This window comes from Pseudomonas sp. P2S-1 (genome assembly GCF_057197725.1).
Genome location: NZ_CM170068.1, coordinates 4,546,187 through 4,559,285 on the forward strand (window position 1 = coordinate 4,546,187; position 13,099 = coordinate 4,559,285).

A 13,099-nucleotide genomic window follows, 5' to 3' on the forward strand; every position below is an offset into this window, starting at 1 on the left:
GTGGGCACCTCAGGGTGCGCCGAGGCTCCAGGGGTCCTTGGTCTGTCAACCCATGCACAGCTGCCACCCTCCCGTTTGACAGCGGTGATGGCAGCTCCCGTCCTTACCCTTGGAGATTGTCATGACGAAATGCGTACCCGATCCACCGCTCTCCCTCTGCATCAACCCCGGCCTGACCCACGACGAAGCGGTCACCAAGGCCATTGAGCACCTGAAGAAATCCATCGAAGCCGCCGCCGGCGTGCCTGAGCCGCCTGAAGAGCGGCATCGAACCATGCTGACCAACGCCCGGCTGGACATGAGGATCGCCAAGGCGTTGCTCGTGGTCGCCGTGAGCCGCTCGACGGTGAGCGTGCCGGTTTAAGGCATCGCAAAAACCCTGTGGGAGTTGGCTTGCCAGCGATGACGGCGGTGGATTCACAGCCGTCATCGCGGGTAAACCCGCTCCCACAGGGTACGCGGTCAATTCAAGCCCGCATGTCGCTCAGGTTATCTGGACACTCTTCAAGCAGAACAAGTCGTTAGTTCAGTTTCCGACCCTCTGCAACTGATACTTCTGTCAGTTGCGTGCGGAGGCTCGCGAGATTAGCGTGGGTATCACGGACAGATTCGCTTTCGTTCGCCTTTTGATACGAGGGAGCGTTTAGCCATGGACATCACCAAAGCCTTGATACCGTCAGTTTTTTTCTGCCTGTTTATGTCAATGAGTGCTCATGCCGCTTATCCACAGGCGTGCTTTCAATCTGAGAAAGATTATCAACTCTGGTTAAAGTACGGAGAAGAAGGCCCTCCAGAGCCTGATCGTCTTTCCGCTGACCCAACCGAAGAAGAGTGGGACAAACATGATGCTCAGATCGACGAGTATCAATACGGGCGAGGAAAAAAGGCGAGCGTCTCGATTCGCGTCACTCAGACACAAGCATCCCCCGGTGAGAAGATAATCGCCAATGCCAGCAACTCAACTACACCCAGTGGCAAGAAAGCATTTTCATGGGGCAGCTCTGACATCGTTTCCACGACTGCCGAATACTCTATTAAAGGCGGAGCCTCTGGAACGTATAGCAACATTCAACTCACTGTCACGGACCCGGTGTGCGAGGTATCAGCATCCACGCAAGTCAGGATGACTAACAAGTAAAAAGCCGTCGATCAGCTACGTTTTTTTACGAGTATTCAGGAGCGTCTGAAAAATGAAATCCAGAATGATTCCAATCGCCTCGATGTGTGCACTTACTGTTTCGTACTGCGCCGAAACTTATGCCGCTAACACAGCGCCAGCGAGTTGCTTCCAAACCCAAAAAGACTATGAGATATATCAAGAGTATGGCGACGAGGCGCCGTCAAAGCCTGTACCTTCCGCAACTACCGGCATGATCTACATGGGCCCTACCGCCCACGCGAAAGCCTTGAAAGATTACGAACATGGACCCGCCAAGCGAAAGGAAATAGTCATAAAAACCACAAGCAGCCGAACGGACAACCTGGTCACCATCGATGCCAGCAGTTCCACGACCCCAAGCGGCCAGATCGAGTTCGCCTGGGGAAATGACCCTACTCACTTCAGAGCCGGAGATAGCAAAGTCTCCACTGAGGTTTCAGGATCGAGCGGCACTGCTGGCATCCTGTTGATCGTCAAGGATCCGGTATGTGGACACACCGAAAGTAAAAAGGTCACCACGACCTATAATTGATCGATACCACTAGTAGCCATGAGACACAACAGCACTCCAGACACTAACGCTCACGGAAATACGATGGCAATAAGGTTGCTACTGGTATCCGTGAGCCGCCCGACGATGAGCAGGCCGGTTCAAGGTATTGGACAAACCCGCATGGCGCTCAGGTCATCAGCCCACGCTTCAACCCGGCCTGAAGCTGAACAAGGTGTTAGTTTAGCTCCCGGCCCTCTGCAACCGATATTTATGTCAGTTGTAAACTATCCAGTCCGATTTCACCATAAGCACCACGAACAGGTTCGTTTTCGTTAGCTTCAATTAAACTAAGTGAGCGTTTAAAAATGGCTATTCAGAAATTCACCAAATTCGCCTTTCTCGTCGTCCTCTCCGGCACCTCGGCTTATACCCATGCCGCAATGCCGGAATCTTGCTTCCAATCAAAGCAGGATTACGATAATTATCTAAAATACGGTTATGACGACGATAGACTGGGTCGCTCAGAAGAGGAGTTTAGAAAGCTTAGTCCGTTAGAAATATTAGCCCTGCGTGAAAGTGCCGAACGAGCAATCATCCAGAAGAAAGCCATCAGCATAAACGTCAAGCAGCGCCAGACAGGCAACACGCTGTATGCTGATGCCAGCGGCTCGACAACGCCCAGCGGGCAAATGGCATTCGCCTGGGGGTCGCAATATAGTCCGAGCTCAACAGCCAGTGAGTTCTCCACGCCTGCCGGTTCCCCAGGAACCTACAGTAACGTGCGGCTGGCGGTGTACGACACCGTTTGTGATCTTTCTGCTTCGACCCAGATAAGGATGACAAGCCAATAATTCCGCGATCAAGGGTGTCTGACCTGCGCTCTGTTCAGATCACTTTAACGGTCCGGACAATGAACAGTTGGAAGCCCCCTACACCCTCAGCCTGGCCGTATTTTCCCAGGCCATCACGTCGGCTGGCGCCTGCGAGTCAACGCGCCAGTTGCCGCCGCAGTTCCGCCAGCACCGGCGCCGTCTCCGGACGCACCCCGCGCCAGATAAAGAACGCTTCCGCCGCCTGCTCGGCCAGCATTCCCAACCCATCCAGCACCTGCACCGCGCCATGCTCGCTGGCCCAGACGCAGAACGGCGTCGGCTCCTTGCCATACATCATGTCGTAGCAGACGGTCTGGCCCGGCAGGATCAGCCCCGGGTCAATCGGCGGCAGTTCGCCGGCCAGGCTCGCCGAGGTGGCGTTGATGATCAGGTCCACCGGCTCTTTCAGCCAACTGAAACCACTGGCCGCAACGGGGCCGAGGTCGGCGAATTCGCGGGCCAGTTGCTCGGCCTTTTCCACGGTACGGTTGGCGATCACCAGGGACGCCGGCTTGTGCGCCAGCAGCGGTTCGAGCACACCCCGCACAGCACCACCCGCACCCAGCAAGAGGATGCGCTTGCCCGCCAGCTCGACCCCGGCATTCACCGTCAGGTCACGCACCAGCCCGGCACCGTCGGTGTTGTCGCCCTGCAGGCTGCCGTCAGCCAGACGGCTCAGGGTATTCACCGCGCCAGCGCGCTTGGCCCGCGGAGTCAGGCTGTCAACCATGCGGAAGGCTTCCTCCTTGAACGGCACGGTGACATTGGCGCCCAGGCCTTGCTTGAAGAAGCCCTGGGCGCAGGCGGTGAAGTCATCCAATGGCGCCAGCAGGGTGTCGTATTCCAGTTCCTCGCCGGTCTGGGCGGCAAACAGCCGATGAATCAGCGGCGACTTGCTGTGGCCGATGGGATTGCCGAATACAACGTACTGGTCCATTCACGCGCTTCCTGAATCAGGCCCGGCGACCGGGCAAACGGGTGTGCACAATGGGCTCAGTGCCCGGTGTTGTCCAGACCCAGCCAGTCGCGATCGGTGAGGAAATACTCGGTCAGGCGCGCTTCGGCACTGCCCGGCTGCGCCTTCCAGTCGTAGCCCCAGCGCACTTGCGGCGGCAGCGACATGAGGATGGACTCGGTACGCCCGCCGGACTGCAGGCCGAACAGGGTGCCGCGGTCGTAGACCAGGTTGAACTCGACGTAGCGACCACGACGGTACTCCTGGAATTCCCGCTGTTCAGCGGTCCAGGCGTCGTTCTTGCGGCGCTGGATGATCGGCAGATAGGCCTCGACATAGGCGTCACCGATGGCGCGGATAAAGGCGAAGCAGGTGTCGAAGTCCCACTCGTTCAGGTCATCGAAGAACAGGCCGCCGATGCCCCGCGGCTCGCCACGGTGCTTGAGGTGGAAGTAGCGGTCGCACCAGGCCTTGTAGCGCGGATAGACGTCGGCCCCGAACGGCGCGCAGGCCTGTTCGGCGACGCGGTGCCAGTGCACGCAGTCTTCTTCGTTGCCGTAGTACGGGGTCAGGTCGAAGCCGCCGCCGAACCACCAGACCGCTTCCTCGCCTTCCTTCTCGGCGATGAAGAAGCGCACATTGGCGTGGGAAGTCGGCACGTGGGGGTTGTGCGGGTGGATCACCAGCGACACGCCGAGGGCTTCGAAGCCACGGCCGGCCAGTTCCGGGCGGTGGGCGCTGGCCGACGGCGGCAGGCCGCTGCCAAAGACGTGGGAGAAGTTGACGCCGCCTTTCTCGATGACCTTGCCGTCGCCGATCACCCGGGTCCGACCGCCGCCGCCAGCCTCGCGGGTCCAGGCGTCCTCGACGAAGCGGGCGCCGCCGTCTTCGTTTTCCAGGGCGGCGCAAATCCGGTCTTGCAGGTCGAGCAGGTAGGCTTTCACGGCCTCGGTGCGGCTAGTCATCAGGTCACCTTGAAGCGGGCTTGGGCCGGCCCGGGCGGGATCCGGCGGAAAAATTTGCCGCGTAGCATACCACCGTGCATGTGCCCTCCGTAGTTGACGGCGGTCAAGCAAAAGGCGTCCGATAGGCCCTTTCCCGACGTCTCAGGAGAGAGCAGATGGCCAAGCGTATCCAGTTCAACGAGCATGGCGGCCCCGAGGTTTTGACCCTCGTGGATTTCGAGCCCAAGGCGCCTGCGCCGGGCAATGTCCTTGTGCGTAACCACGCCATCGGTCTGAATTTCATCGATACCTATTTCCGCAGCGGCCTGTATGCGCCACCGAGCCTGCCGTCGGGCCTGGGTACCGAGGCGGCCGGTGTGGTCGAGGCCGTGGGCGAGGGTGTGAGCCGCTTCAAGGTCGGTGATCGCGTGGCCTACGCCGGCGGCCCGCTGGGTGCGTACAGCGAGCTGCATGAACTGCCGGCGGCCAACCTGGTGTCGCTGCCGCAAAGCGTCAGCTTCGAAGACGCGGCGGCGGTGATGCTCAAGGGCCTGACCGTGCAGTACCTGCTGCGCCAGACCTACGATGTGCAACCTGGCGAGATCATTCTGTTCCACGCCGCGGCGGGCGGCGTCGGGTCGCTGGCCTGCCAGTGGGCGAAGGCGATTGGCGCGAAGCTGATCGGTACCGTGAGTTCGGCGGATAAGGCCGAGCGGGCCAAGGCCCTGGGTGCCTGGGCGACCATCGACTACAGCCACGAAGACGTGGCCAAGCGTGTGCTGGAACTGACCGACGGCAAGAAGTGCAAGGTGGTGTACGACGGCGTCGGGCAGGACACCTGGCTGACCTCGCTGGATTGCCTGGCGCCGCGTGGCCTGATGGTCAGCTTCGGCAACGCCTCGGGTGCGGTGAGCGGGGTGAACCTGGGGATCCTGGCGCAGAAGGGCTCGCTGTACGTGACCCGGCCGACCCTGGCGAGCTATGCCAACAACGCCGAGAACACCCAGGCGATGGCCAACGAGCTGTTCGGGATGATCGCCAGTGGCAAGGTGAAGGTGGATATCCAGCAGCGCTATCCGCTGGCGGAGGCGGCGAAGGCGCAGAGCGAGTTGTCGGCGAGGAAGACCGTGGGGTCGACTGTTCTGATTCCCTGATTTTTTGTGGTGTGGCTGATGGCCTCATCGCTGGCAAGCCAGCTCCCACAGGTATTGCGTACACCGCTTACCCTGTGGGAGCTGGCTTGCCAGCGATAGGGCCATCAGCCCCACCAAAAATCACCCGGCCCGAACCACCTCACCACTGGCCAGATCCCGAATCACACTCGGATTCTTCCTGCCCCCCAGCGCCCCACCGAGCACCAGGTCCAGTTGGCCATGGAAATACTGCTCCACCCGCAACCGGCTCTTCGCCGCCGGACGCCCGGCCGGGTTGGCCGAGGTGGACACCAGCGGCCCCACCAACGAGCACAGGTCGCGCACCAGCGGGTGATCACTGACCCGCAAGGCCACCGTGTCATGCACCCCGGTGATCCACTCCGGCAACAACCCCTGATGCGGCACCAGCCAGGTATTCGGCCCCGGCCAGGTGGCACTCATGCGGTCGATCCACACATCCGGGAAGTCTTCGAACAGGAAGTCGAACTGACGGATATTGTCGGCGATCAGGATCAGCCCCTTGTTCACCGAGCGCGATTTCAGCGCCAGCAGGCGATCCACCGCCTCTTCGTTCCATGGGTCACAGCCCAGGCCCCAGACCGCTTCGGTCGGATAGGCAATCACCGCTCCGGCCCGGATTTCCCGCGCGGCTTGTAGCGCACGCCAACTGTTCACCATTTCTGTCACTCCGCTTCAAGGCTGGGGCGCAGTGTACTTAGCCGGGACGGGCAAACCAACGTCCGGCTTCATTGCACACCCGGCCGTCCAGTTCCAGTTCTGTGAGCATAGCCAGCACCTTGGCCAATGGCTGGCCGCTGCTTCGGGCCAGGGCTTCGCTGGTCTGCGGCGCTGCGATCAACAGCGCCAGCAACGGATGGGCGGGTTTATCCACAGGCGCCGGCGAGAGGTTCTGCCAGCCGCGCAGGCTTTCGAGGATCTGCTCGATGCTCTCCACCAGCAACGCGCCGTCGCGGATCAGCTGGTGACAGCCCTTGGCGCCGGGATGGTGGATCGAGCCGGGAATGGCGAACACCTCGCGCCCCTGTTCCGCCGCCAGCCGCGCCGTGATCAATGAGCCGCTGGCGAGGCTGGCCTCCACCACCAGCACACCCAGGGACAAACCGCTGATGATGCGATTGCGCCGGGGGAAGTTGGCCGGCTGCGGACCGGCATCCAGCGGAAACTCCGAGACCAGCGCACTGCCGCTGTCGAGCATGCGCCGTGCCAAGGTGCGATGACGCTGTGGATAAAGTTTTTCCAACCCGGTGCCGAGCACGCCGATGGTCGCACCACCGGCATCCACGGCAGCCTGGTGCGCGGCGCCGTCGATGCCCAGCGCCAGCCCGCTGGTGATGACGAAACCGGCCTGGGCCAGGCTCCGCGAAAAGGCCGCGGCGGTACCCAACGCCGGGGGCGTAGCACGGCGACTGCCGATGATCGCCAGTTGCGGTTTATCCACAAGCACGGGATTGCCGGCGACGAACAGCAGGGGCGGCGGGTCCGGGATTTCTGCAAGCAAGCCGGGGTAGGCCGGATCGTCCCACATCAGCAAATGCTGGCCCGGCTGCTCTAGCCAGCGCATTGCAGCGCCAGCGCCGTCTCGTACTTCGACACAGCGCCGCGCCTCATGGGCCTCTTGTGGAAGGCCCAGCGCCAGCCACGCAGAAGCCGGCGCACTGAGCGCCGCCGAGGCACTGCCGAAGGCCTGTATCAATTTGAAAAAACGTTGCGCGCCGACTCCAGGCAAGCGCTGCAAGCGCAAACGCGCTTCCAGCTCGGCGGGCGGACAGGTGGGAAATTCAGCACAAGACATCAGACCATCCTTGATCTTTCGGCGGCCATCCACACTTCACAACCTGTGGATAACTCTGTTGATAATGCTTTGACAACTCGCGGCGAAAGCCGGGTTTTCAACCCCGGCCAACCTTTTCACAGGTGCCGAATCCGTGGAATCCCTTTATTATGTGCGTTCATGTTTGTCACCCATCGCACAGTGCAGCTCATACGCCTATGGCCATTCTGAACATCCTCGAATTCCCGGACCCGCGCCTTCGCACCCTCGCCAAACCGGTGACGGAAGTGGACGACGCCATCCGCCAGTTGGTGGATGACATGTTTGAAACCATGTACGACGCGCCGGGCATCGGCCTCGCCGCCACCCAGGTCAACGTGCACAAGCGCGTGGTGGTCATGGACCTCAGCGAAGATCGCAGCGAGCCGCGGGTGTTCATCAACCCCGAGCTGGAAGAACTGACCCACGACATGGGCCAGTACCAGGAAGGCTGCCTGTCGGTGCCGGGCTTCTACGAGAACGTCGACCGTCCGCTGCAAGTCCGGGTCAAGGCCCTGGACCGCGACGGCAAGCCCTACGAGCTGATCGCCGAAGGCCTGCTGGCCGTGTGCATCCAGCACGAGTGCGACCACCTCAACGGCAAGCTGTTCGTCGACTACCTGTCCACGCTCAAACGCGACCGCATCAAGAAGAAGCTGGAAAAGCAGCACCGCCAGCAAGCTTGATCCTCCTCACTCCTGAAGGCTTGCTCCGGCAAGCCTTTTTCTTTTAAGCGAGAACTGCATGCGCATCGTCTTCGCGGGCACCCCCGAGTTCGCCGCCGAACACCTCAAGGCCCTGCTGGCCAGCCAGCACGAAATCATCGCCGTCTACACCCAGCCGGACCGTCCGGCCGGTCGCGGACAGAAACTGATGCCGAGCCCGGTCAAGCAACTGGCTGTGGATAACGGCATCCCGGTGCTGCAACCGCCGACCCTGCGCAATGCCGAGGCCCAGGCCGAACTGGCCGCGCTGCAGCCGGACCTGATGGTGGTGGTGGCCTACGGCCTGATCCTCCCGCAAGTGGTGCTGGATATTCCGAAACTCGGCTGCATCAACAGCCACGCCTCGCTGCTGCCACGCTGGCGCGGTGCGGCGCCGATCCAGCGCGCCGTGCAGGCGGGCGACGCCGAGAGCGGCGTGACCGTGATGCGCATGGAAGCCGGGCTGGATACCGGGCCGATGCTGCTCAAGGTCAGCACCCCGATCAGCGCCGAAGACACCGGCGGCACCCTGCATGACCGCCTTGCCGAACTCGGCCCGCCCGCCGTGCTGGAAGCCATCGCCGGCCTCGACGCTGGCACCCTGCCCGGCGAAGTGCAGGACGATGCCCTGGCGACTTATGCACACAAGCTGAACAAGGACGAAGCGCGCATCGACTGGAGCCGCCCGGCCGACGAGCTGGAGCGCCTGGTGCGTGCCTTCAACCCATGGCCGATCTGCCACAGCACCCTCGACGGCGAAGCCCTCAAGGTGCTAGCCGCCAAGCCTGCCGACGGCAAGGGCACGCCGGGTGAAATCCTCTCCGCGAGCAAGGACGGCCTGATCGTCGCCTGCGGCGAAGGCGCCCTGTGCCTGACCCGCCTGCAACTGCCCGGCGGCAAGGCCCTGAACTTCAGCGACCTGTTCAACAGCCGTCGCGAGAAGTTCGCCAGCGGCACGGTGCTCGGCCAATGAACCCACGTCTGGCTGCCGCCCGCGCCCTTGCCGCCGTGCTCAGCGGCAAGGCTTCGCTGAACAGTTCCCTGCCCGCGCAACTGGACAAGGTCGAGGCCCGTGACCGCGGCCTGACCCAGGACCTCGCCTTCGGTACCGCTCGCTGGCAGCCACGCCTGTCGGCCCTGGCCGAGCGCCTGTTGCAGAAGCCGTTCAAGAGCGCCGACGCCGATGTGAATGCGCTGATGCTGGTTGGCCTGTACCAACTGTTCTACACCCGCGTCCCGGAGCACGCCGCCATCGGCGAGACCGTGGGCTGTGCCGACAAGCTGAAGAAGCCGTGGGCCAAGGGTCTGCTCAACGCCGTGCTGCGTCGTGCGCAACGGGAAGGGCAGGAGCTCTTCGCCGAGCTGGAACGTGACCCGGTGGTGCGCACCGCCCACCCGCGCTGGTTGCAGAAGTCGCTCAAGGCCTTCTGGCCGGAACAGTGGGAAGCCATCTGCGCCGCCAACAACGCCCACCCGCCGATGATCCTGCGGGTCAACCGCCGCCACCACAGCCGCGACGCCTACCTCGGCCTGCTGGGTGAAGCCGGCATAGACGCCGCGCCGTGCCAGTTCAGCCGCGACGGTATCGTCCTTGCCGAAGCCTGCGACGTGCGCAACCTGCCCGGTTTCGACCAGGGCTGGATCAGCGTGCAGGACGAAGCCGCGCAACTGGCCGCCGACCTGCTGGAACTGGCCCCCGGCCAACGGGTGCTGGACGCCTGCTGCGCTCCCGGCGGCAAGACCTGCCACCTGCTCGAAGCCGAAGACAAGCTGGCCGGCGTGGTCGCCATCGACCTCGAAGCCAAGCGCCTGACCCGTGTGCGCGAGAACCTCGACCGTCTCGGCCTCGACGCCCAGCTGATCGCCTGCGACGCGCGCGATACTGCCAGCTGGTGGGACGGCAAGGGCTTCCAGCGCATCCTGCTGGATGCACCGTGCTCGGCCACCGGCGTGATCCGCCGTCACCCGGACATCAAGCTGACCCGCCAGGCCGACGATATCGCCGCCCTCGCCAGCCTCCAGGGCGAATTGCTCGACGCCCTGTGGCCGACCCTCGAAGTCGGCGGCATGCTGCTCTACGCCACCTGCTCGACCCTGCCCACGGAAAACACCGAGGTGATCGCGGCCTTCCTCGACCGCACCCCCGGCGCCCGCGAGCTGGACCTGGCCACCGACGCCGGCATCCGCCAGCCCCACGGTCGCCAGTTGCTCGCCCAGGAAGGCGGGCATGACGGTTTCTACTACGCCAAGCTGATCAAGATCGCCGCCGCGCGCGGTTAACAGGAATAGGGAAGGGGACAGCGGATGAAGATCATCATCCTCGGCGCGGGGCAGGTCGGCGGCACGCTGGCCGAACACCTGGCCAGCGAAGCCAACGACATCACCGTGGTCGATACCGATGGCGACCGCCTGCGTGACCTGGGCGACCGCCTGGATATCCGCACCGTCCAGGGCCGCGGCTCGTTCCCGACCATCCTGCGCCAGGCGGGCGCCGACGACGCCGACATGCTGGTAGCGGTGACCAACAGCGACGAGACCAACATGGTCGCCTGCCAGGTCGCCTATACGTTGTTCCATACGCCGACCAAGATCGCCCGGGTGCGCGAGTCGGCCTACCTGACCCGCGCCGGCCTGTTCGACAACGAAGCCATTCCGGTGGACGTGCTGATCAGCCCGGAACAGGTGGTCACCCACTACATCAAGCGCCTGATCGAACACCCCGGCGCCCTGCAGGTGATCGACTTCGCCGAGGGCAAGGCCCAGTTGGTGGCGGTCAAGGCGTACTACGGCGGGCCGCTGGTGGGCCAGCAACTGCGCCAGATCCGCGCGCACATGCCCAACGTGGATACCCGGGTGGCGGCGATCTTCCGCCGTGACCGGCCGATCCTGCCGCAGGGCGATACAGTGATCGAGGCGGACGACGAAGTGTTCTTCATCGCCGCCAAGGCCGATATCCGCGCGGTGATGGGTGAGCTGCGACGGATCGACGAGGGCAACAAGCGCGTGGTCATCGCCGGTGGCGGGCAGATCGGCGAGCGCCTGGCCGAGGCCATCGAAAGCCGCTACCAGGTGAAGATCATCGAGATGAGCCCGGCGCGTTGCCGCTACCTCTCGGACACCCTCGACAGCACCGTGGTCCTCCAGGGCAGCGCCTCGGACCGCGACCTGCTGCTGGAAGAGAACATCGCCGACGCCGACATCTTCCTGGCCCTGACCAACGACGACGAGGCCAACATCATGTCCTCGCTGCTGGCCAAGCGCCTGGGTGCGCGCAAGGTGATGACCATCATCAACAACCCGGCCTATGTCGACCTGGTGCAAGGCGGCGAGATCGATATCGCCATCAGCCCGCAGTTGGCGACCATCGGCACCCTGCTGACCCACGTCCGGCGTGGCGATATCGTCAGCGTGCACTCGCTGCGCCGGGGTGCGGCGGAGGCGATCGAGGCGATTGCCCATGGCGATTCGAAGTCGAGCAAGGTGGTGGGCAAGGCCATTGAAGACATCAACCTACCGCCGGGCACCACCATCGGCGCGATCATCCGCGACGAGGAAGTGCTGATCGCCCACGACGATACGGTGATCCGCACGGGTGACCATGTGATCCTGTTCGTTGTGGACAAGAAGTACATCCGCGATGTGGAAAAGCTGTTCCACGTCGGCCTGACGTTCTTCTAAGGAGCGACACCGTGCGCGAATCGCTGGAAAAGATGCTGGCCAAGGGTGTGGATAACGCCCTGCTGCGCTTTGGCCTGGGCAAGTCGTGGCTGGATGAGGGCAATGGCGCGGAAGCGGCGGTGCATCTGGCGCGGTGTGTGGAGCTGGACCCGAAGTATTCGGCGGCGTGGAAGCTGCTGGGCAAGGCCTGGGTGGCGGCTGGGGATAACTCGGCGGCGCGGGAGGCCTGGGAGCGGGGGATCGCGGCGGCGCAGGCTCATGGGGACAAGCAGGCCGAGAAGGAGATGGTGGTGTTTTTGAAGAAGCTGGACAAAGCCGGCAATTGAGTTGAATTCATCGCTGGCAAGCCAGCTCCCACAGGGTCTGCGGCGCACGCAATACCTGTGGGAGCTGGCTTGCCAGCGATGAGGCCCTCAGTACCAGCGAGCCTCTCCCGCCGGCCGCTTCTTGAAGCGCTTCATGCTCCACATGTACTGGCTTGGATAGGCCCGCACATACTTTTCCACAACCTGGCTCATCGCCGCTGCCGAGGTCTCGGTATCGGTGCTGTACATCGCATCAGGCGCCGCTTCGAGAATCACCTTGAAACCACTGCCATCCGGCAGCCGCAGGGCATGCAGGAACACCCCCACCGCCTTGCCCCCGGCCAGCATGTTCGGCACGAATTTGCTGGTCAGCGCCCTGGTCCCGAGGAACGGCACGAAGATCCCCGCCGACTCGGCCGGCTCCGGATCCGCCGGAATCCCCACCTGACCGCCTTTGCGCACTTCCTTGATGATGCTCAGGATGCCTTCCTTGGTCGAAGGCGCGACGCGGTTGCCCAACTGCACCCGCTGCTCGCGCAGCAAGTCATCCACAGCCTTCAACTTCGGCGGCCGGTAGAAAATGATCGGTTTGCACTGGCTGCAATAGAAATGGTTGAGCACTTCCCAGTTGCCCAGGTGGCTGGTGATGCCCACCACGCCCTTGCCCGAGGCCAGGGCTTCGTGCAGCACTTCCAGGCCCTCGACTTCACGCACCAGGTCGATCGACTTCTGCGCCGGCCAGATCCAGGCACAGGCGCTTTCGGTAAAGGACTTGCCGATATCCATCAGCGCGCGGCCCACCAGCTTCTCGCGCTCGACCGGGTCCATCTCCGGGAAGCACTTGGCCAGGTTGATGCGTACCACCTCGCGGGAGCTGTTCGGGACTTTCCACATGATCCAGCCGATGGCCGCGCCGACGCGCTGCACCGCGCCCCACGGCAGCTTGGCAAACAGTCGCAACGCCCCGACCATCAAGGCGCCCTTGAATTTATCCACAGGCAGGT

The 13,099-nt window shown here is 63.1% G+C and carries 15 protein-coding genes; 10 read left to right on the forward strand and 5 right to left on the reverse strand.

The genetic code is table 11. The features are described 5' to 3' along the window. Positions 1–121 precede the first annotated feature (121 nt). The 4 genes from AC2CQI_RS20290 to AC2CQI_RS20305 all read left to right on the forward strand — a co-directional run bounded on the left by AC2CQI_RS20290 (position 122) and on the right by AC2CQI_RS20305 (position 2,503). Positions 122–364 carry a hypothetical protein gene (locus AC2CQI_RS20290; RefSeq protein WP_484577696.1) on the forward strand — a complete coding sequence of 81 codons (243 nt, stop codon included), beginning with the start codon at positions 122–124 and terminating at the stop codon, positions 362–364. Between the two features lie 285 nt (positions 365–649). Then, positions 650–1,138, forward strand: a complete 489-nt coding sequence (locus AC2CQI_RS20295; RefSeq protein ID WP_484577697.1) for a hypothetical protein — start codon at positions 650–652, stop codon at positions 1,136–1,138. A 52-nt stretch (positions 1,139–1,190) separates the two neighbouring features. After that, positions 1,191–1,691, forward strand: coding sequence for a hypothetical protein (locus tag AC2CQI_RS20300; RefSeq protein WP_144443541.1), 501 nt, complete (start codon positions 1,191–1,193; stop codon positions 1,689–1,691). A 326-nt stretch (positions 1,692–2,017) separates the two neighbouring features. Beyond that, entirely contained in the window at positions 2,018–2,503 is a 486-nt protein-coding gene (locus AC2CQI_RS20305; RefSeq protein WP_484577698.1) for a hypothetical protein, read from the forward strand. A gap of 136 nt (positions 2,504–2,639) precedes the next feature. Here AC2CQI_RS20305 and aroE read toward each other — a convergent pair whose 3' ends face one another. Both aroE and hemF read right to left on the reverse strand, forming a co-directional pair. After that, entirely contained in the window at positions 2,640–3,461 is an 822-nt protein-coding gene (gene aroE / locus AC2CQI_RS20310) for a shikimate dehydrogenase (RefSeq protein WP_484577699.1), read from the reverse strand. A gap of 56 nt (positions 3,462–3,517) precedes the next feature. Further along, positions 3,518–4,444: an oxygen-dependent coproporphyrinogen oxidase gene (hemF, locus tag AC2CQI_RS20315; protein WP_075802046.1), complete on the reverse strand. Its 927-nt coding sequence runs from the start codon at positions 4,442–4,444 to the stop codon at positions 3,518–3,520. A gap of 155 nt (positions 4,445–4,599) precedes the next feature. Here hemF and AC2CQI_RS20320 point away from each other — a divergent pair, with 155 nt between their 5' ends. After that, positions 4,600–5,577, forward strand: coding sequence for an NADPH:quinone reductase (locus tag AC2CQI_RS20320; RefSeq protein WP_484577700.1), 978 nt, complete (start codon positions 4,600–4,602; stop codon positions 5,575–5,577). 120 nt (positions 5,578–5,697) lie between these two features. On the opposite strand, the gene tsaC is transcribed toward AC2CQI_RS20320, so the two are convergent. Beyond that, the gene (gene tsaC, locus AC2CQI_RS20325) at positions 5,698–6,255 is read right to left on the reverse strand and encodes an L-threonylcarbamoyladenylate synthase type 1 TsaC (protein ID WP_075802048.1); all 558 of its coding nucleotides are present in this window, start codon (positions 6,253–6,255) and stop codon (positions 5,698–5,700) included. Positions 6,256–6,292: 37 nt separating this feature from the next. Beyond that, positions 6,293–7,390, reverse strand: coding sequence for a DNA-processing protein DprA (gene dprA / locus AC2CQI_RS20330; protein WP_484577701.1), 1,098 nt, complete (start codon positions 7,388–7,390; stop codon positions 6,293–6,295). A gap of 197 nt (positions 7,391–7,587) precedes the next feature. Between dprA and def the strand changes: the two genes are divergently transcribed. Genes def through AC2CQI_RS20355 form a run of 5 tightly spaced genes read left to right on the forward strand, consistent with a single transcriptional unit; the run spans position 7,588 to position 12,116 of the window. Then, a complete protein-coding gene (gene def, locus AC2CQI_RS20335; RefSeq protein WP_075802050.1) occupies positions 7,588–8,094 on the forward strand; it encodes a peptide deformylase in 507 nt (168 codons plus the stop codon). A 58-nt stretch (positions 8,095–8,152) separates the two neighbouring features. Continuing rightward, positions 8,153–9,085 (forward strand): methionyl-tRNA formyltransferase, encoded by a 933-nt coding sequence (gene fmt, locus AC2CQI_RS20340; RefSeq protein ID WP_484577702.1) that lies wholly within the window; start codon positions 8,153–8,155, stop codon positions 9,083–9,085. Continuing rightward, on the forward strand, positions 9,082–10,392 hold the full coding sequence (rsmB, locus tag AC2CQI_RS20345; RefSeq protein WP_484577703.1) for a 16S rRNA (cytosine(967)-C(5))-methyltransferase RsmB: 1,311 nt from the start codon (positions 9,082–9,084) through the stop codon (positions 10,390–10,392). The genes fmt and rsmB overlap by 4 nt, the downstream gene beginning before the upstream one ends. Positions 10,393–10,416: 24 nt before the next feature. Next, complete coding sequence (trkA, locus tag AC2CQI_RS20350; RefSeq protein ID WP_075802053.1) at positions 10,417–11,790, forward strand: Trk system potassium transporter TrkA; 1,374 nt, start codon at positions 10,417–10,419, stop codon at positions 11,788–11,790. Between the two features lie 11 nt (positions 11,791–11,801). Then, positions 11,802–12,116 carry a tetratricopeptide repeat protein gene (locus tag AC2CQI_RS20355; protein ID WP_484577704.1) on the forward strand — a complete coding sequence of 105 codons (315 nt, stop codon included), beginning with the start codon at positions 11,802–11,804 and terminating at the stop codon, positions 12,114–12,116. Between the two features lie 87 nt (positions 12,117–12,203). Here the strand turns inward: AC2CQI_RS20355 and AC2CQI_RS20360 are convergent, their stop codons facing one another. Further along, the gene (locus tag AC2CQI_RS20360) at positions 12,204–13,091 is read right to left on the reverse strand and encodes a lysophospholipid acyltransferase (RefSeq protein ID WP_075802055.1); all 888 of its coding nucleotides are present in this window, start codon (positions 13,089–13,091) and stop codon (positions 12,204–12,206) included. Positions 13,092–13,099: the final 8 nt, after the last annotated feature.

Coding starts and splice junctions, on each gene's coding strand:
- AC2CQI_RS20290 (WP_484577696.1), top strand. CDS start 122: ATGACGAAATGCGTACCCGATCCACCGCTCTCCCTCTGCATCAACCCC.
- AC2CQI_RS20295 (WP_484577697.1), top strand. CDS start 650: ATGGACATCACCAAAGCCTTGATACCGTCAGTTTTTTTCTGCCTGTTT.
- AC2CQI_RS20300 (WP_144443541.1), top strand. CDS start 1,191: ATGAAATCCAGAATGATTCCAATCGCCTCGATGTGTGCACTTACTGTT.
- AC2CQI_RS20305 (WP_484577698.1), top strand. CDS start 2,018: ATGGCTATTCAGAAATTCACCAAATTCGCCTTTCTCGTCGTCCTCTCC.
- aroE (WP_484577699.1), bottom strand. CDS start 3,461: ATGGACCAGTACGTTGTATTCGGCAATCCCATCGGCCACAGCAAGTCG.
- hemF (WP_075802046.1), bottom strand. CDS start 4,444: ATGACTAGCCGCACCGAGGCCGTGAAAGCCTACCTGCTCGACCTGCAA.
- AC2CQI_RS20320 (WP_484577700.1), top strand. CDS start 4,600: ATGGCCAAGCGTATCCAGTTCAACGAGCATGGCGGCCCCGAGGTTTTG.
- tsaC (WP_075802048.1), bottom strand. CDS start 6,255: ATGGTGAACAGTTGGCGTGCGCTACAAGCCGCGCGGGAAATCCGGGCC.
- dprA (WP_484577701.1), bottom strand. CDS start 7,390: ATGTCTTGTGCTGAATTTCCCACCTGTCCGCCCGCCGAGCTGGAAGCG.
- def (WP_075802050.1), top strand. CDS start 7,588: ATGGCCATTCTGAACATCCTCGAATTCCCGGACCCGCGCCTTCGCACC.
- fmt (WP_484577702.1), top strand. CDS start 8,153: ATGCGCATCGTCTTCGCGGGCACCCCCGAGTTCGCCGCCGAACACCTC.
- rsmB (WP_484577703.1), top strand. CDS start 9,082: ATGAACCCACGTCTGGCTGCCGCCCGCGCCCTTGCCGCCGTGCTCAGC.
- trkA (WP_075802053.1), top strand. CDS start 10,417: ATGAAGATCATCATCCTCGGCGCGGGGCAGGTCGGCGGCACGCTGGCC.